Source organism: Modestobacter sp. VKM Ac-2985 (genome assembly GCF_026967925.1).
GTDB lineage: Bacteria > Actinomycetota > Actinomycetes > Mycobacteriales > Geodermatophilaceae > Modestobacter.
The window spans coordinates 137510-154570 of record NZ_JAPVBI010000002.1; the positions used below are offsets into that span (position 1 = coordinate 137510).

Genomic DNA, 17061 nt, shown 5'->3' on the forward strand with positions numbered 1-17061 from the left:
GATGCAGAAGGACCGCGAACTGACCGAGGAACTGGCTCCCGCACTCGAGCAGGAAGAGGCCACCGACCCGTTCTCCCTGGGCGGGGAGACGTTCACCTCCCGGCTGATCCTGGGCACCGGCGGCCTGCCCAGCCTGGAGGTGCTGGAACGGGTGGTGCGCAGCTCGGGCACCCAGCTGGTGACCGTGGCGCTGCGCCGGGTCGAGGCAGCTGCGGGCAGCGCGATGCTCGAGGTGCTCAACCGCTGCGGGGTCCGGCTGCTGCCCAACACGGCCGGCTGCCAGACCGCCCGGGAGGCGGTGCTCACCGCCCAGCTGTCCCGGGAGGCGTTCGAGACCGACTGGATCAAGCTGGAGGTCATCGGCGACGACCGCACGCTGCTGCCCGACGCCGTGGAGCTGATGGACGCCGCCGAGCAGCTGGTCGCCGACGGCTTCACCGTGCTCGCGTACACCACCGACGACCCGGTCCTCGGCCGGCGGCTCGCCGACGTCGGCTGCGCGGCCGTCATGCCGCTCGGCTCACCCATCGGCAGCGGGCTGGGCATCCGCAACCCCTACAACATCGCCCTGCTCCGCGAGGAGGTCAGCGTGCCGGTGGTGCTGGACGCCGGGATCGGCACCGCCTCCGACGCGGCCCTGGCGATGGAGCTGGGCTGCGACGCGGTGCTGCTGGCGTCGGCGGTGACCCGGGCCCGGGAACCGGTCCAGATGGCGCTGGCCATGCGGCAGGCCGTCGAGGGCGGCCGGCTGGCCCGCGGGGCGGGCCGGATCCCGCGTCGCTGGCTGGCCGAGGCGTCGACGTCGATGCAGGGGCTGCCCGAGCTGTGACCCTGCCGCGGCTGCTCGTGCTCACCGACCGCACACAGTGCCGGGGCAGCCTGACCGCCACCGTGGCCACCGCCGTCGACGCCGGCGCCCGGGCGGTGGTGCTGCGGGAGAAGGACCTCCCGCTCGACGAGCGGGCGCGCCTCGCCACCGAGCTGCAGGCCCTGCTGTCCCCGGTGGGCGGCGCCCTGGTCTGGGCCGGGGCCGCCGGCAGCGCAGGGTGGTCCGCCGTCCACCTGTCGGCGGCCGACCCCCTGCCGACGCCGCGCCCCGGCCGGCTCGGCCGCTCCTGCCACACCGCCGCCGAACTGGCCCGGGCCCGGGCCGAGGGGTGCGACCACGCCTTCCTGTCCCCGGTGTTCCTGACCGCCTCCAAACCCGGCCACGGCCCGGCACTCGGGCTGACCGGCCTGGCCGAGCTGGTCCCGCACGGGCCGCCGGTCTACGCGCTGGGCGGCATCGGCCCCGACGACGTCGCCGGTTGTCTCGCCGCCGGCGCCCGGGGTGTGGCGGTGATGGGCGGGGTGATGCGCGACCCGTCGTCCGTGCGGGACCACCTGGCCGTGCTCACCGGCTGAGGGACGACGCGCCGTTCGACTGGCGCGACCCACCCCGGACCGGTGAGGTGGGCATCACAGCAGGTTCATGATTGGACCTGCCCCTGCCGAGACAAGACAGGGGTTCGCCGTGCAGACAGGCGGCCAGACAGCGAGGAGACCGGGTGACGGGCGAGCGCACCAGCCTTGCGTGGCCGTCGTCCCCTCCGCCGCCCGCCGAGGACCGCTGGCACTGGGCGCTGAGCAGCGTGGCCGAGCTCCCCCGGGTGCGCGCCCAGCTGCGCCGTGGGCTGGCCGAGGAGTCCCGGGGCGACCGCGAGGCGATCGAGCTCGACGAGGCCGTCGTCCTCGCGTTCGACGAGATGGCCTCCAACGCCCTCCGGCACGGGGGCGGTGGCGTGCAGGCCTCGGTCCAGCGGACGCCGCACGCCTGGTTGATCGAGGTGCGTGACTCCGCGGCCCAGCGCCCCCCGCAGCCGGCGGTGGATCGTGACCCCAGCCAGGGCGGGCTCGGCCTCTACCTGATCGCCGAGATGTCCGACGCGCACGGCTGGCACCTCACCGACGGCCAGAAGAGCGTCTGGGCGTTGCTCCCCCGCCGCTGAGTCCCCCGCCGCTGAGCCGGCTCAGCTCCCCGGCGACCGCACGTCCGACCCACTCTCGACCGGGCGGGTCAGGTCCTCCCGGTACAGCCGGACGGCGACCAGCGCGACGTCGTCCTCCGACCCCTGCGGGCGCAGCCGGACGACGATCTGGTCCAGCAGCAGCTCCAGCGGCAGCTGCCCCAGCTCGGCGAGCAGGCCGACCAGCCGGGCGACGCCCTCGTCCAGCGGCAGGTCGGGGCCCTCGACCAGGCCGTCGGTGTACAGCAGCACGGTGGACCCGTGCTCCAGCACGGTCACCTGCTCACGCCGGGCAGTGGTCGGGTCGATGCCGAGCATGAGGTCGGCCCGCTCGGTGGCCAGCACCTCCACCCGCCCGTCCGGGGTGAGCACCAGCAGCGGCGGGTGGCCGGCGTTGGACCAGCGGAGCCGGGTCTCGCCGCGGTCCCGGTCGACCTGCTCGCGCTCGAGCCGGGCCACGGCCGCGGTGGCCAGCGTGCGCACCTGCAGCCCCTCCATCGCCCGGTCGAGGTCGGTGAGCACCCCGGCCGGCCCGGCACCGCCGCTGTAGGCGATGCCGCGCAGCAGGCTGCGCAGCTGCCCCATGGCCGCGGCGGCCACCGTGTCGTGGCCGACGACGTCCCCGATGGCCACCACCGTCGCCCCGCCGGGCTGGCGGAAGGCGTCGTACCAGTCGCCGCCCACCTGGGCGGCCTGGACGGCGGGCACGTAGCGCACGGCGGTCTCGCAGTGGTCGGACTCCGGCGGGTCGGTGAGCAGGCTGCGCTGCAGCTCCTCGGCCATCCGTCGCTGCTGCTCCTGCAGCGCCGCCCCGTCCAGCGCGACCGCCACCCGGTCGGCGACCTCCCGCAGCAGCTCGAGTTCCCGGGCGTCCATCGGGGCCCGGCCCCGGTCGCGGTAGAGGGTCACCGCCCCGAGCACCTGCCCGCGGGCGACCAGCGCCAGCGCCACCGCGGTCCCGGGGTCCAGCACCCAGTACGCCTCGCGGACCTCTCCCGCCGGCAGCCCGTTCCCCACGGCGGCCGCCATGTCGGGGACGACGGTGACCTCACCGGTCGCCAGGGCGTCGACGATCGGGGCGGTGCTGGTCAGCGCCGCCAGCCGGAGCCGGGCGTACGTGGCCGCGACCGGGCGGGCGGCCGGGTCCTGGTGCCAGCTGGCCACGTCGTGCAGCCGGCCGTCCTCCTCGACCAGGCTGGCGATCGCCCAGTCGGCCAGGTCGGGCACGACGGCCTGCACGATCTCCTGCAGGGCACCGCGTGCACCCCGCCGGTCGACGAGGGCGGTGGAGAGGACGTCCGACACCCGGGCGACCAGCGCGAGGCGCTCGGCGTCCCGGCGGGCGGCCTCCTCGGCGCGGTGACGCTCGGTGACGTCGAGGAAGTACACGGACAGCCCCTCGTCGCTGGGCCAGGCCCGCACCTCGTACCAGCTGTCCAGCGGTGGCGGGTACCACGCCCGGAACAGCGCCGGCTCGCCGCTGTCCATGGCGTGCCGGTAGTGCCGCTCGAAGTCGCTGCCGGCCGCGGCCGGGAAGAGCTCCCAGAGGTCGCCGCCCAGCAGCTCCGCCCGGCCGTTGCCCAGCAGCCGCTCGGCCTCGGCGTTGACGTAGGTGAAGGACCAGTCCCGGCCGAGGGAGAAGAAGGCCGCCGGCATCGACTCCAGCACCCGGGAGACCTGCGCCTCGGTCCGCCGCCGCTGGGTGGCGTCATGGGCGACCCCGACGACCCGGACCGCGGTCCCGGCGTCGTCCAGGACGGCACGGCCGCGGGCACGCACCCAGCGGACCTCGCCGCCGGGCAGCTGGACCCGGTGCTCCTGGTCGAAGCCGTCCCCGGTCGCCAGCGCCGTGCTGATCGTCGCGATGACGCCCTCCCGGTCGTGCGGGTGCACCCGCACGACCAGGGCGTCCAGCGTGCCGGGGAAGTCCGCGCGGTCCCAGCCGTAGAGGGGCAGCAGCCGGTCGTCCCAGATCAGCCGGTCGGCGACGGCGTCCCAGTCGAAGCTGCCGATCTCGGCCGCGTCGATGGCCAGCGCCCACCGCCACCCGGCGGCCTCCGACTCCGCGCTGACCCCGGCCAGCCGGAGCTCGCTCGCGGCGCACTCGGCGAGCAGCTCCAGGACGGCGACGTCCCGGTCGGTCCAGTCCCGTGGCGCTGCACCGACGACGCACAGCGCGGCTGCCATGCCCTCCAGCGGCACCCCGAGGTAGGCCCCGACCGCACCGGAGACCGCCGGCGACCGGCCCGCCACCCGGGGGTCGTGCGCGGCGTCCCGGACGACGAGCGGCTCCCCCGACTCGACGGTCAGGGCGCACAGCGCCTCCACCAGCGGCGTCCCGACACCCGCGGGACCGGCAGCCGGACCGCTGACGACGGCCGCCGACTCCGCTGCGCCGACCAGCGAGAGCTGGGCGACGTCGGGCCCCAGCAGCCGGACGGCCAGATCGGTCAGCCGCTGCAGCAGGGGACCGGCGACCGGCGCCACGCGATCGGGGTGCTGCACCGACATGGCCTACCTGCCCCCGCTCCGTACGCCCGCCGGCGGGGGTCTCCACCGCTGCGTACCGGAACTGATCATGCCTCGTGGCACCGGCGCACTGCACAGAGCCATCCCAGGCGCCGCCGCCGCCCACGGGGGACGATGACCGGATGGACGGAACCACCCGCCCGTGGTCGCAGGTCGGCCGGCCGCGCTCGTGGCACCCCCGTTCCTGGTCCGGTGCGGTGCAGCGCAGCTGGGCCCGGCACCCGCAGATCGGCCTGGCCCTGCGCGCCGCGCTCGCGGCGACGATCGCCTGGGCGCTCGCCCGCCTGATCCCGGGAGCGGCGCAGGAGTACCCCTACTACGCGCCGTTCGGTGCGGTGATCGCCATCTCCACCACCCTGGCCGGCTCGGCCCGGTCGGCCGCGCAGTCGGTGTCCGCGATCGCCCTCGGGGCGGCGGTGGCGCTGGCCGTCGACGCGTTGCCCGTCCCGATCGTGGCCCGGGTGGCCATCGTGGTGACCGTCGGGGTGCTCTTCGCCGGCTGGCACCGGCTGGGCAGCTCCGGCAGCTGGGTGCCCACCGCAGCGATCTTCGTGCTGATCATCGGCGGTGGTGACCCACTCGACTACGTGGTGGGGTACGCCGGGCTCACCTTCTTCGGTGCGCTGATCGGGACGGCCGTCCTGGCGCTCTTCCCGCCGCTGCCGCTGGCGCCCTCGCAGACCGAGCTCGGCCGGCTGCGCGACCTGCTGGCCACCCAGCTGGAGGACCTCGCCGAGGGCCTGCAACTGGAGCACCCGCCCACCGAGGACGAGTGGCGCGAGCGGATCCACACCATCGACCCGGTGCTGGCGCAGACCCGCGCAGCGGTCCAGCAGACCGACGAGGCCCGCCGGGGCAACCTCCGGGCCCGGCGGCACCAGCAGGACGCCGATCGGCAGTACGCCCAGGCCCGGGCACTGGAACGCCTGACGCTGATGGTGGAGGACCTCACCCAGCTGATCGCGGAGACCGAGACCGCCGACCTCTCCCACGTGGCGCTCGGCCCGTCGCTGCGGCCGTGCGCGGCCTCGGCGCTGGGCGGGCTGGCCGAGGTGCTGCGCTCGGTGGACGGCCCGACCGCCGAGCCCGACGTCACCCGCGCCGCCTACGACGAGCTGCACGCCCTCGAGGACCAGTTGCGGCGCGCCCGGCGGCACACCGACGACGACCTCTTCGCCGCCAGCAGCATCGCCCTGGCGATCCGGCGCTGCCTGGCCGCGGTGGTGCCCGAGGAGCTGGCCGAGGAGGAGGCGCCCAGCTGAACCGACCAGCGGCTCAGCGACCGACGGCTCAGCGACCGACGGCTCAGCGACCGACGGCGTAGCCCTGCATCCCCCGCGGGTTGGCCCCGGCGCGCAGGATGCCGGTCTCCGGGTCGACCGAGACCGCGGACAGCCGGCCCAGCGACCAGGGGTCGGAGACGGTGACCGCGTGGCCGCGACGGCGCAGCTCGGCGATGGTGTCGTCGCCGAGCCGGGACTCGACCACGAGCTCGCCCGGGGACATCTCGCGCGGGTAGAACGACGACGGGAAGCTGGTGGTGTGCCAGGCCGGCGCGTCGATGGCCGCCTGCAGGTCCAGCCCGCCCAGCACGTGGGCCAGCCAGAAGCACAGCTGCCACTGCTCCTGCTGGTCACCGCCGGGGGTGCCGAAGGCCAGGGTCGGCACGCCGCCGCGCAGCGCCAGCGACGGGGTGAGCGTGGTGCGCGGCCGCTTGCCCGGCTGCAGCGAGTTGGGGAGCCCGGGCTCCAGCCAGAACATCTGCGCCCGGGTGCCCAGCGCGAAGCCCAGCGAGGGGATGACCGGCGAGCTCTGCAGCCAGCCGCCGGAGGGGGTGGCCGAGACGAGGTTGCCCCAGCGGTCGACGACGTCGACGTGGCAGGTGTCGCCCCGGGTGGTGCCCCGGGTGTCCACAGTGGGCTCCCCGACCCCGGCGATCGTGCCGCGGTCGACCCGGACGCCGGCGGCGGCGTCGGTGACGAACGCGGGGAGCCGGGGCGGGCGCCCCCCTGGCGAGCCGGGCCGCAGCTCGGTGCTGGCCCGGTCGCTGATCAGCGCCCGCCGTTGCTCGGTGTAGCTGGTGGAGAGGAGGTCGTCCACGGGGGCCTCGGCCGTGTCGCCGTACCAGGCCTCCCGGTCGGCCATCGCCAGCTTCACCGCCTCCGCGCTGACGTGGACCAGGTCGGCATCGGCGGTGCCCGATGCGTACCCGGCCCCGGCCCCTGCTGCCGGGTGGCCGTCCAGCATCGCGAGCGCCTGGAGCAGCGCCGGGCCCTGGGACCACGGCCCGGCCTTCGCGAGCGTCCACCCCTGCCAGTCGAGGGTGACCGGCGGCTCGTACCTCGGTGCCCAGCTGGCCAGGTCCTCACCCGTGAGGAGGCCGCGGTGGGCACGACCGGAGTCGTCCATCACGGGGACACGGGAGAACTCGTCGATCGCCTCGGCGACGAACCCCGTGTACCAGGACGCCAGTGCCGCGTCGATCTGCGCCTCTCGGGAGGGTCCGCGCGCTGCGTCGAGCAGTCGGCGGTAGGTCGAGGCGAGGACCGGGTTGCGGAACAGGCGGCCGGCGGTGGGGGGTGCTCCGTCGGGGGCGAGCCAGGTGGCGGCCGAGGTCGGCCAGTGGGTGCGGAAGTGCTCGGAGACCGAGGCGACGGTCGCGGCGACCCGGGGGTGGACCGGGTGGCCGTGCTCGGCGTACTCGATGGCGAAGCGGAGGACGGCGTCCAGCGGCAGGGTGCCGTGGTCGCGCAGGAGGGTCAGCCAGGCGCCGAGGGCGCCGGGCACGGTGGCGGCGAGGAGACCGGTGCCTGGGATCAGGTCGAGACCGAGGCTCCCGAAGGCGTCGATCGTGGCGCCGGCGGGGGCGACCCCCTGACCGGACAGCACCACGGGGACCCCCGCGCCGGAGGCTGCCCGCGGGCTCCGGGCGAAGAGGATCGGGACCTCGCCCCCCGGGCCGTTGAGGTGCGGCTCGACCACCTGCAGGGTGAGGCCCGCAGCGACCGCGGCATCGAACGCGTTCCCACCGGCCTCGAGGGTCGCCATGCCCGCGGCGCTGGCGAGCCAGTGCGTCGAGGCGACCATCCCGAAGGTGCCGGCGAGCTCCGGCCGCGTGGTGAACACCCAGCCACCCTAGAGAGGGGGGGCCGGTTCGCGCTGGGTCGCGACGGCTCGGTCCCCGGGTTGCGGGGCTCGGTCACCGCGCTGCGGGGCCGAGGCGGTGCGGTGGGGGTGCTGGGCAGCTCCCGCATCGGCGGGGCGTCGTCGTCCTCCGGGGCTCGATGCCGGAGGACGATGTCGTGCTGCCGCAGGTCGACGCCGGCGGGCCACAGGTCGACCGGCTGCCGGGGCGCGGGCACGACCACCCGGGCCGGCCGCGGATCGGGCTCGGGGAGCGCCGCCAGGGTCAGCTGGTGCACCGGGGGCAGGAGCGGACGGCCCCAGCTGAGCGAGGCCCCGTTCGGGCCGCTGCCCCAGGCCGCCGCCCGCCGGCGCACGCCCCGCAGTCGGCCGAGCAGCTGCCGCACCGGGGCGGTCAGCCGCGGCGCCGGCGCAGCCAGCCGCACGGGCGTGGTGAGCAGGTCGACGGAGAAGTCGGTGGCGAACTCGATCGCCGCCTCGAGCTCGTGGTCCACGGCCGGTGGCCGGGACGGGGCGGGGGCCGGCCGCACCGCCGGGGCGACCGGGGACGGGGGCGCCGCACGCCGCGCGGACGGGGCCGGCCCGTCGGTCAGCCGGTAGACCGGCAGCGGGCTCGGGCGCCAGGCCAGGTGCGCACCGTCCTCGCCGGCGCCCCAGCCGGCGGCGCGGCGGGCGAGCTGGCGACGCCGGGACCGGGCCGGGCGCACCGGGACGGCGTCGTCCGCCAGCGGGCTGGGGCGCATGCCCAGCACGCCGCACGCCAGGCCGACCGCGAGGCCGAACGCCAGGTCGGTGGTGTTGGGCGCCGGGGTGTCGGTGCCGAACAGCCCGAGCCGCCCGGTCTCCCGGGGGGCGGGCAGGGCGGTCGACCGGACCGGTGCCAGCTGGATCGCCATTGCTGCCCTCCCGGGGAAGTAGTCGCCGCGGCCGGGGAAGGGGCCGCGGGCAAGGAAGAAGTTACGGACGGCGGAACCCCCGGACCCCCGTTCGGGACACCCCTCCCCGACCGCGTGACCCAACCGTTGCCGGACCCCTCTGCAGCGGTCGATGACCCACCTCCGGACCCGGGCACTAGTCGACAACCCCGGGCGAAAGGCCAGGTCAGCGCCGCCCTCGCGAGCCGATGACCTCGGCTGCCGATCCGGCGCACCGGCGTGTCGGGCCGGTCTGGTGGGATGGGCGGATGCGCACCCCCCTGGTGATCGACACCGACCCGGGCATCGACGACGCGCTGGCCGTGCTGCTCGCGCTGGCCAGTCCCGAGGTCGACCTGCAGCTGGTGACGACGGTGCACGGCAACGTCGGCCTGGCCGAGACGACCGAGAACGCGCTGCGGGTGCTGCACCTGGCGGGGCGGTCGGACGTGCCGGTGGCCGCGGGCGCCCGCACCTCGCTGGTCTTCCCCCAGCCGCAGCGCGCCGGGCACGTGCACGGGACGGCGGGCCTGGGCGGCGTCGTGCTGCCGTCGTCCCCGGCTGCCCTCGACCCCAGGCCGGCGGTGGTGGCGCTGGCCGAGCTGCTGCTGGCCAGCGAGCAGCCGGTGACCGTGGCCGCGATCGGCCCGCTGACCAACATCGCCCTGCTGCTGGGCGTGTACCCCGAGGCAGCGGCGCGGATCGGCCGGCTGGTGGTGATGGGCGGCTCGGCGGCCCGCGGCGGCAACGTCACCGCGGCCGCGGAGTTCAACGTGTGGGCCGACCCGGAGGCCGCCGCAGCGGTGTTCGGGGCCGGCCTGCCGACCGTGCTGGTCGGCCTGGACGTCACGCTGCCCACGGTGCTCACCGAGGCGGGGATCGCCCGCTTCGCCGCGGCCGGCCCGGTCGGCGCCCAGGCGGCGGCGATCCTGCGGCAGTACGTCGACCACGCCCGCAGCAGCTACGGCGTCGACGGGGTGGTGGTGCACGACGCCCTGGCGCTGACCGAGGCGATCGTGCCGGGCACGCTGACCACGGTGCACCGGGACGTCGTGGTGGACACCGGGCACGGGGCCGGGCGCGGGCAGACCCTGGTGGACCGCCGGACGACGTCGTCCTCGGCCACCGCGGTGGCGGTGGCCGAGGGCGTCGACAGCGAGGCAGCGGTGGAGTTCCTGGTCAGCCGGATGTGCGGGCTGGCCGAGCGGGCCTGATCAGGCCGGCTCGACGAGCCCCTCGGAGACCATCCACTCCAGCGCGACGTCCCCGGGCTGCTCACCGGCCACGTCGACCCGGGCGTTCAGCTCCTGGAGCACGTCGTTGGTCAGCAGCGGGGTGATCTGCCCGAACAGGTCGGCCAGCTCGGGGTGCTCCTCGAAGGTCTCGGTGAGCAGCACCGGCGAGATGTTGTAGTTGGGGAAGAACGCCCGGTCGTCCTCGAGCACCGTCAGGTCCAGCGCCGGGATCCGGCCGTCGGTGGTGAAGACCTCGCCGAAGTTGCACGCACCCTGGTCGGTGGCCTCGTAGACCGCGCCGGTGTCCAGCGTGCTGACGTTGTCCCGCGGCACGCCCTGCGCATCACCGAGCTCCAGGCCGTAGGTCTCCAGCATCGGGACGAACCCGTCGTTGCGGCTGGCGAACTCGCTCTCCACGCAGAAGGTGCGCTCCTCCACGGGCAGCTCGGCGATCTCCGACAGCGTGCTGATCCCGCCGAGGTCGTCGACCGCCTCGCTGCGGACGGCGAAGGCGTAGGTGTTGTTCGCCTCCGCGGGCGGCAGCCAGGTCAGGCCGGTGGCCAGCTCGGCGTCCCGGACGGCCTCGTACTGCTCCAGCGGGTCCGCGATCGGGGCGGTCTCGCCGAGGTAGGAGAGCCACGCGGTGCCGGTGTACTCCCACTCCATGTCGATCTCGCCGTTGACCATGCCCTGGCGAGCCGGCACCGAGCCGGGGATGTTGGTCCGGTCGACGACGTCGAACCCGGCGGTCTGCAGTGCGATCACCGCGATCTTGCCGAGGATCAGCTGCTCGGTGAAGTTCTTCGACCCCACCACGATCTCCTCGCCCGCCACCCCCTCGATCGGCTGGATGTCGGCCGGCGCGGACGCCGGGGTGTACTGCGTGGCGGCCTGCAGACCGCACCCGGTGAGCAGGGTGGCTGCCGCGAGCGAGGACGCGGCGGCTGCGCGGGTCCGCATCAGAGTCCCTTCGGTCGGGCGACGTGCTCCACGACGCGGCCGAGCCAGTCGATGGCCAGCGCGAGCAGGGCGACGAGGACGGCCCCGCTGAACAGCAGGCTGTCCAGCGAGAGGTTGATGCCGGTGGTGATCAGCTGGCCCAGGCCGCCGCCGCTGATGAAGGTCGCCAGCGTGGCGGTGCCGACGAGCAGCACCAGGGCGGTGCGGACGCCGGCCAGGATGACCGGCACGGCCAGCGGCAGCTCCACCCGCAGCAGGACGGCGAGGGCGCTCATGCCCATCCCCCGGCCGGCCTCGACCAGCCGGGCGTCGACGCCCTGCAGCCCGACCATGGTGTTCCGCAGCACCGGCAGCACCGTGTAGAGCACCAGGGCCACGACCGCGGAGCGGAAGCCGAAGCCCAGCCAGGTGGCCAGCAGCACGAACAGCCCGATCGCCGGCGCGGCCTGGCCGGTGTTGGCCACGCCGAGCACCAGCGGCGTGGCCCGGCGGAACGGCCCGCGGGTGAGGAGGATCCCCAGCGGGATGCCGATCAGCAGCACGATCGCGGCGGCGAGCAGGGTGAGCTCCAGGTGCTCGACGATGCTGCGGCCCAGCACGCTCCACCCGAGCTGGCGCTGCTCGGTGTCGGCGAGCTCGGCGGTCGACCGCCAGACGACGAAGGCCAGCACGCCGGCCAGCACCAGGACCGGCTGCACCAGCAGACCGCGCCAGGCCCCGCGGGCCTCGTCCGACCGGCCGGCGACCGGCGTCTGGGTCTGGGCCAGCGCGTCGTCGACCTCGGTCTCGGGGTACGCCCCGGTGGCGGCGGGGCGGGGCGCCGTCATCCCTCCACCTCGTCGCGGGTGCGCTGGATCGCGGCCATCACCGTCTCCACCACCATGACGCCGGCGACGTCGTCCCGGCCGGTCACGACGACGCCGCCCTGGCTGGCGGCGAGCATGGTGTCCAGCGCGTCGTTGAGCGTGGAGCGCAGGCCGACCACCGGGAGCTTCTCGTCCACGGTGTCGGGCACGGTGGCCACCCGGGACAGCTCCGCCAGCGACGGCCAGCTGATCGGCCGGCCCTTGCGGTCGGTGACCACGACGTACTTCTCCCCGGCAGCCGACGCGCGGCGGACGACCTCGGCGGCGTCCTCACCCACCCGGGCCAGCTGCGGGGAGAGGAGCTCGACGTCCCCGACCCGGGTCAGGGTCAGCTGCTTCAGCGTCGCCCCGGCACCGACGAAGTCGGCGACGTACTCCTCCGCCGGGTCGGCGAGGATCGCCTCCGGGGTGTCGTACTGCACGACGCGGGCGCCGACGTCGAAGACGACGATCCGGTCACCGAGCTTGACCGCCTCGTCGAAGTCGTGGGTGACGAAGACGATCGTCTTGCCCAGTTCCTCCTGGATGCGCAGCAGCTCGTCCTGCAACCGCTGGCGGGTGATCGGGTCGACCGCCCCGAACGGTTCGTCCATCAGCAGCACGGGCGGGTCCGCGGCGAGCGCCCGGGCGACCCCGACGCGCTGCTGCTGGCCACCGGAGAGCTCGCGGGGGTAGCGGTCGCGGTAGACCTCGGGGTCCAGGCCGACCAGCTCGAGCAGCTCGTCGACCCGGGCGGCGATCCGCTTCCGGTCCCACTTGAGCATCCCGGGGACCAGGCCGATGTTGGTGGCCACGGTCATGTGCGGGAAGAGGCCGCCGGCCTGGATGACGTACCCGATCCGGCGGCGCAGCTGGTCGGCGTCCTGACCGGTGACGTCCTCGTCACCCAGGAAGATCTTGCCGCTGGTGGGCTCGACCAGGCGGTTGAGCATCTTCAGCAGCGTGGTCTTCCCGCAGCCGGAGGGGCCGACGAACATGACCATCTGGCCGGCCGGGATGTCCAGGTCGACGGCGTCGACGGCCGGCTTCCCCTGCCCGGGGTAGCTCTTGGTCACGCCCTCGAGCCGGATGGAGACGCCGCTGACCTGGCGCTCGGTGCCTGCGGGCTGCTCGACGGTGTCGCCGGTGGCCGCAGCGATGGTGTCAGACACGGATGCCCCTCGAGGTGGTGAGGCGACCGACCAGCACGAGCACCACGTCGAGGACGAGGGCCAGCAGGACGATCGCGATGGTCCCGACGAGCGTGGCGTTCAGTGCGTTCGCACCGCCCAGCCGGGAGAGTCCGGAGAAGATGAAGCTGCCCAGGCCGGGGCCGAGCACGTAGGCGGCGATCGCGGCGATGCCCATGACCATCTGGGTGGAGACCCGGATCCCGGCCAGGATCACCGGCCACGCGAGCGGCAGCTCGATCCGCCACAGCGTGCTCAGCCTGCTCATCCCGATGCCGCGGGCCGACTCCACCAGCGAGCGGTCCACGCCGGCCAGGCCGACGACGGCGTTGCGCAGGATCGGCAGGGCGGCATAGAACGTCACCGCCAGCACGGCCGGGGTGATCCCGAACCCGAACGGCGCCAGCAGGATGCCCAGCAGCGCGAAGGACGGGATGGTGAGCCCGATGGCGGAGAGACCGTTGGCCAGCCCGGTGAGCCGCGGGCTGCGGTAGGCCAGCACGGCCAGCCCGATCGCGATCACGGTGGCCAGCAGCACGCACTGCACGACCAGGCTCACGTGCTGGAAGGCCTGGAAGGCGATCAGCCCGCGCCGGTCGACGAGGTACTCCCACATCGGCCCACCCCCTCTCCGCACTCCGACCACGACGGGTCGGGGCGTTCGTCGTCCTCGCGGCGCCGCACACGGTCCGGCGAGGACACGGGCGACCTGGTGGGCGAGCGCCCCCGGCGCGCACAGCGCGGCAGCGAGGGCTCCACCGCCGCGCCCCAGCGGTACCGAGCACGGCGGCCTCATCTCGGCCGTGTGACACGGTGACACACCCGTCACACGGTTGGCGACCTCAACCGTGTGACGAGGTCATGACGGTTCTCGGCCGGGGCGCCGTGCGGTGACTGCCGCTGCCCCGATCGGGGTAGGGACACCAGCCGACCTCCTCCACGGGCACGTCCGTGGCGGAGACGATCGAGGACGGACGCGACGCACGTGTCCTGGTCTGGAGGAGGACCCATCAACACGGTCAGGTCGGCAGCCGACGAGGCCCCGTTCCAGGTGCGGCTCGCGGACGGCCCGGAGCCGGGGCAGCTCGTCGCCTCGGTGTCCGGTGAGATGGACGCCGCCAGCAACCCGCTGCTGCAGCAGACCCTGCTGATCGCCCTGCGCCGGGCAGAGCGGCTGCTGACCATCGACCTGTCGGGGGTCAGCTTCTTCGGGTCGGCCGGCGTCACCGCTCTGGTCTGGGTCAGCCAGCACCCCGAGGCGGCCGGCAAGCACGTCGGGGTCATCGCCACCAGCCGGATCGTCACCGGTCCGCTGGAGCTGACCGGCCTCCTCCAGCGGCTGGACGTCCACGGCATGCCCGGCGTCGCCGCCGGCCCCCAGGAGAGCGACACCGCCGCGCAACGGGCCGACACGCCCGCGCAGCGGAGTGAGGACCGGGCGCGGCGCTGACCCCGCCGAGCCGGTACGTGACCCCCCGTGCTGCGCCGGGCCCCTGCGTCCGCCACCATGGTCGCGGCGGAGACACCGGCCGGCGGGAGGCCCGAAGAGTGAGTGCACTGGTCTGGCCATCGGCCGACGTGCCCCACGAGGACGGCGACGTCTGGCGGTGGGAGCTCCCGACGGTGCACGACGCGTCCCGGGTCCGGATGGACCTGCGGGCCCGGCTCGCCCACCCGTCCCTGGCCGCTCGGTCCACCGAGGACGCCCGCGAGGGCCTGCTGCTGGTCTTCGAGGAGCTCAGCTCGAACGCACTGCGGCACGGTGGCGGTGCAGTGGTGGCGCTGATCGTCGCCGTCCCGACCGGCTGGCTGATCGTGCTCACCGACGGCTCGCCCGACGCCCCGCCCCGCCCCGCCGTCGACCGCGACCCGGCGTACGGCGGCATGGGGCTGCCGATGGTGGCCCAGCTGTCGGTCGACTACGGCTGGTGCAGCGACGTCGAGCGCAAGCACGTCTGGGCCCGGCTGCCCTCCGGGCTCGCCACCGCGTCGGTCCCCCGGCCGCGCTCCTCCTCCGGCCCGGGTCTCTGACCGGGCTCCTCCCTGCGCGCGACGACCTCGGCCCCACTCCCACCGGACCGCCCGGGTCGACCGCCGACGCGCCGCACGTCGCTGCCGCCAGCGCGACGAGTGGCGCCCGCTCGGCCGGCGAGGGCGAGGTGTCGTCGACGACGACGCTGGCGCCCTCGGCGAGGAGGGCGGCCACCACCCGCTGTCGGCGGCCTCACGACGGCGGGCGTTCGGCCAGTGGTCCTCGCTGACCACCGCGTGCGTGCCGGCCAGGCGCTCGGCCACCCAGGTGGACGTGCCCGCGCCCGGCAACCCGACCATCACCACGAGCTCCTGGTGCGCCACGCCGTCCTCTCACCCGGGACCGACCGGGTGCACGTCCGGGCGTGGCTCGGTGCGGACGGTTGCGGGGCGATCACCGGGGGCATGGAGGGGGCAACTGTCCCGAGAACTGAGGAGGACCCCGTGTTCCCGGCCGAGAACATCCGTGACTGGCGCACCCTGAACGTCGTCGACCCGGACGGGAGCAAGATCGGCACGTTGGAGTCGGTGTACGTGGACACCACCACCGACCAACCGTTCTTCGCCGCGGTCATCACCGGCTTCATCGGCCGGCGCCAGCTGACGTTCGTGCCGCTGACCGGCGCCACCGTGTCCCCCGACCACATCACGGTGACCGTGTCCAAGGACCTCACCAAGAACGCACCGTCCATCGACACCGACGGCGAGCTCACCGTCGAGCAGGAGCCCGACGTCTTCGCGCACTACTCGATGCCCTACACCGGCGGCGTGCGCCGGCTGGCCCGCCGCTAGCGAGGGGGCCCCGTGCCCCCCGGCACGGGGCCGTCAGGACCGGCGGGCGGCGAAGAGACCGGCGGCGTCCCGCAGGCTCTTGGTCGGCCGCAGCCATGCGCCGTCCGTCGGCAGGGCGTCCAGCCGGACGCGGTCCAGCGGCTCGACGAACGCCCCGGGGACGTCCTCGATGTCGACGAACTGCAGCAACTCGGAGCTGATCGCGTAGCCGGCGACCTCGCTGAACGCGACGACGACCACCTCGGTCCCGGCGCGGGCCAGGTCCTCGAGCGGTTCGGCGAAGTTCCGGCCGTCACCGGAGAAGACGACCAGCCGGCGCAGCCGGTGGCTGTGCGCCCGCACGCTGATGTGGTCGAGCATCGACTGGTCGATGTCGTCGTCGGGCTGGAGCTTCGGCCGGGCGAAGACGGCGTAGCCGAAGCTGCGCAGCGCCTCCACCCAGCGCTGCAGCGAGGTGGCGTGCTGCGGCGGCACGTTGGCGAAGACGCACGCCTCCACGTCCGGCGGCTGCACGGCGCCGAACTCCTCGGCCCCCTCGACGAACCAGGCGGCGATCGCGTCGAACCGCGGCCGGGACGCCGCGGTGGGGCGCGTGCCGATCACGTTCGCCAAGGTCATGTCGATGTTCGGCGCGTCCCACACCAGGAGGTCCAGCGACGGGCGCGGCCCCTCGGGCGAGAACTCGTCGTGCCCGTCCACCGATCCGGTCGCGTCGTCGAGGATCTCGGTCATCGGCTCAGTCTGCCGGTCCGGGTCCGGCCGCGGGTCCAGTGGTCGCGGAACGGCGGTGGGCGTGCCGCCCGGGGCGGTCGCCCGTCGCCGACGGCGGCCGGTCACCGGACCGCTCCGTCGCCGGGACGACGGCATCGCGACCAGCTCACCCCGGCACCGTACGAGATGCCCGCGCGCTCAGGTCGCGATGGTCACCAGCCGCTTGATCGCCAGCAGGGCCAGCGGGGCGTAGCCGAGCACGAGGGGCGCGAACCCGCTGATCCGCAGGCCGGTCGTCGTCCCGCCGTCCGGGGCCGGCTTCACCCAGTGCGCCAGCCGCAGCCGGGTCGGACCGACGGTGACCTGCCAGCTCCACCACCGCGTCGCGTCGGAGACGCCGTCGACGACGAACGGGACGGAGGTGCGCAGCGGGTCGTACACCCGGCCGGTGACGCCCGGGGCGATCCGGGGGGCGGTGGCCTGTACCCGGCTGATCTGCGGGGACCACTCCGACCAGCGGGCGGGGCGCACGAAGCGGTCCCAGACCTCGTCGGGCTCGATCGGGCCGGTGGCGTGCAGGGTCAGTGTGGTCACCCGGGACGGGTGCCCGCCCAGCTGCCGACTGACACCCGGGCGGGCTCATGGCCGGGGTCCGCCCCCGAGAGTGACCCAGGCCAGTCCATCCGCGCGGGACCATGATGCGC

16 protein-coding genes are annotated in these 17061 nt (G+C 74.9%); 8 read left to right on the forward strand and 8 right to left on the reverse strand.

The features are described 5' to 3' along the window. Nucleotide 1 precedes the first annotated feature (1 nt). From O2V61_RS09895 to O2V61_RS09905, 3 genes are all read left to right on the forward strand, one after another. On the forward strand, nucleotides 2-829 hold the full coding sequence (locus tag O2V61_RS09895) for a thiazole synthase (protein ID WP_269183146.1): 828 nt from the start codon (nucleotides 2-4) through the stop codon (nucleotides 827-829). Next, on the forward strand, nucleotides 826-1404 hold the full coding sequence (locus O2V61_RS09900) for a thiamine phosphate synthase (protein WP_269183147.1): 579 nt from the start codon (nucleotides 826-828) through the stop codon (nucleotides 1402-1404). Before O2V61_RS09895 ends, O2V61_RS09900 begins: the two co-directional genes overlap by 4 nt. A 143-nt stretch (nucleotides 1405-1547) precedes the next feature. Further along, nucleotides 1548-1988, forward strand: coding sequence for an ATP-binding protein (locus tag O2V61_RS09905; RefSeq protein WP_269183148.1), 441 nt, complete (start codon nucleotides 1548-1550; stop codon nucleotides 1986-1988). Between the two features lie 21 nt (nucleotides 1989-2009). On the opposite strand, the gene O2V61_RS09910 is transcribed toward O2V61_RS09905, so the two are convergent. Next, a complete protein-coding gene (locus O2V61_RS09910) occupies nucleotides 2010-4517 on the reverse strand; it encodes a SpoIIE family protein phosphatase (RefSeq protein ID WP_269183149.1) in 2508 nt (835 codons plus the stop codon). A gap of 140 nt (nucleotides 4518-4657) precedes the next feature. On the opposite strand from O2V61_RS09910, the gene O2V61_RS09915 reads away from it, so the two are divergent. Then, entirely contained in the window at nucleotides 4658-5797 is a 1140-nt protein-coding gene (locus tag O2V61_RS09915; protein WP_269183150.1) for a hypothetical protein, read from the forward strand. Between the two features lie 43 nt (nucleotides 5798-5840). Here O2V61_RS09915 and O2V61_RS09920 read toward each other — a convergent pair whose 3' ends face one another. Next, the gene (locus tag O2V61_RS09920) at nucleotides 5841-7661 is read right to left on the reverse strand and encodes a gamma-glutamyltransferase family protein (RefSeq protein WP_269183151.1); all 1821 of its coding nucleotides are present in this window, start codon (nucleotides 7659-7661) and stop codon (nucleotides 5841-5843) included. A 1201-nt stretch (nucleotides 7662-8862) separates the two neighbouring features. On the opposite strand from O2V61_RS09920, the gene O2V61_RS09925 reads away from it, so the two are divergent. Beyond that, a complete protein-coding gene (locus O2V61_RS09925; protein WP_269183152.1) occupies nucleotides 8863-9807 on the forward strand; it encodes a nucleoside hydrolase in 945 nt (314 codons plus the stop codon). Here O2V61_RS09925 and O2V61_RS09930 read toward each other — a convergent pair whose 3' ends face one another. From O2V61_RS09930 to O2V61_RS09945, 4 genes are read right to left on the reverse strand one after another with little or no spacing between them, the layout of a single operon-like run. Further along, complete coding sequence (locus O2V61_RS09930; RefSeq protein WP_269183153.1) at nucleotides 9808-10788, reverse strand: glycine betaine ABC transporter substrate-binding protein; 981 nt, start codon at nucleotides 10786-10788, stop codon at nucleotides 9808-9810. Continuing rightward, a complete protein-coding gene (locus O2V61_RS09935) occupies nucleotides 10788-11615 on the reverse strand; it encodes an ABC transporter permease (protein ID WP_269183154.1) in 828 nt (275 codons plus the stop codon). The genes O2V61_RS09930 and O2V61_RS09935 overlap by 1 nt, the downstream gene beginning before the upstream one ends. Continuing rightward, nucleotides 11612-12805, reverse strand: coding sequence for an ABC transporter ATP-binding protein (locus O2V61_RS09940; RefSeq protein ID WP_269183155.1), 1194 nt, complete (start codon nucleotides 12803-12805; stop codon nucleotides 11612-11614). The genes O2V61_RS09935 and O2V61_RS09940 overlap by 4 nt, the downstream gene beginning before the upstream one ends. Next, nucleotides 12798-13439, reverse strand: a complete 642-nt coding sequence (locus O2V61_RS09945) for an ABC transporter permease (RefSeq protein ID WP_269183156.1) — start codon at nucleotides 13437-13439, stop codon at nucleotides 12798-12800. Before O2V61_RS09945 ends, O2V61_RS09940 begins: the two co-directional genes overlap by 8 nt. 435 nt (nucleotides 13440-13874) lie before the next feature. Between O2V61_RS09945 and O2V61_RS09950 the strand changes: the two genes are divergently transcribed. The 3 genes from O2V61_RS09950 to O2V61_RS09960 all read left to right on the forward strand — a co-directional run bounded on the left by O2V61_RS09950 (nucleotide 13875) and on the right by O2V61_RS09960 (nucleotide 15646). Then, nucleotides 13875-14273: an STAS domain-containing protein gene (locus O2V61_RS09950; RefSeq protein ID WP_269183157.1), complete on the forward strand. Its 399-nt coding sequence runs from the start codon at nucleotides 13875-13877 to the stop codon at nucleotides 14271-14273. 98 nt (nucleotides 14274-14371) lie between these two features. After that, the gene (locus O2V61_RS09955) at nucleotides 14372-14854 is read left to right on the forward strand and encodes an ATP-binding protein (RefSeq protein ID WP_269183158.1); all 483 of its coding nucleotides are present in this window, start codon (nucleotides 14372-14374) and stop codon (nucleotides 14852-14854) included. Between the two features lie 444 nt (nucleotides 14855-15298). Next, nucleotides 15299-15646 (forward strand): PRC-barrel domain-containing protein, encoded by a 348-nt coding sequence (locus O2V61_RS09960; RefSeq protein WP_269183159.1) that lies wholly within the window; start codon nucleotides 15299-15301, stop codon nucleotides 15644-15646. 33 nt (nucleotides 15647-15679) lie between these two features. Here O2V61_RS09960 and O2V61_RS09965 read toward each other — a convergent pair whose 3' ends face one another. Both O2V61_RS09965 and O2V61_RS09970 read right to left on the reverse strand, forming a co-directional pair. After that, complete coding sequence (locus O2V61_RS09965) at nucleotides 15680-16378, reverse strand: NYN domain-containing protein (RefSeq protein WP_269183160.1); 699 nt, start codon at nucleotides 16376-16378, stop codon at nucleotides 15680-15682. A 177-nt stretch (nucleotides 16379-16555) separates the two neighbouring features. Continuing rightward, the gene (locus O2V61_RS09970) at nucleotides 16556-16951 is read right to left on the reverse strand and encodes an SRPBCC family protein (RefSeq protein WP_269183161.1); all 396 of its coding nucleotides are present in this window, start codon (nucleotides 16949-16951) and stop codon (nucleotides 16556-16558) included. Nucleotides 16952-17061 lie beyond the last annotated feature (110 nt).

What these genes read in the sequence shown, in the direction of transcription:
- O2V61_RS09895 (WP_269183146.1), top strand. Translation starts at nt 2, where the DNA reads ATGCAGAAGGACCGCGAACTGACCGAGGAACTGGCTCCCGCACTCGAG.
- O2V61_RS09910 (WP_269183149.1), bottom strand. Translation starts at nt 4,517, where the DNA reads ATGTCGGTGCAGCACCCCGATCGCGTGGCGCCGGTCGCCGGTCCCCTG.
- O2V61_RS09915 (WP_269183150.1), top strand. Translation starts at nt 4,658, where the DNA reads ATGGACGGAACCACCCGCCCGTGGTCGCAGGTCGGCCGGCCGCGCTCG.
- O2V61_RS09925 (WP_269183152.1), top strand. Translation starts at nt 8,863, where the DNA reads ATGCGCACCCCCCTGGTGATCGACACCGACCCGGGCATCGACGACGCG.
- O2V61_RS09930 (WP_269183153.1), bottom strand. Translation starts at nt 10,788, where the DNA reads ATGCGGACCCGCGCAGCCGCCGCGTCCTCGCTCGCGGCAGCCACCCTG.
- O2V61_RS09935 (WP_269183154.1), bottom strand. Translation starts at nt 11,615, where the DNA reads ATGACGGCGCCCCGCCCCGCCGCCACCGGGGCGTACCCCGAGACCGAG.
- O2V61_RS09945 (WP_269183156.1), bottom strand. Translation starts at nt 13,439, where the DNA reads ATGTGGGAGTACCTCGTCGACCGGCGCGGGCTGATCGCCTTCCAGGCC.
- O2V61_RS09965 (WP_269183160.1), bottom strand. Translation starts at nt 16,378, where the DNA reads ATGACCGAGATCCTCGACGACGCGACCGGATCGGTGGACGGGCACGAC.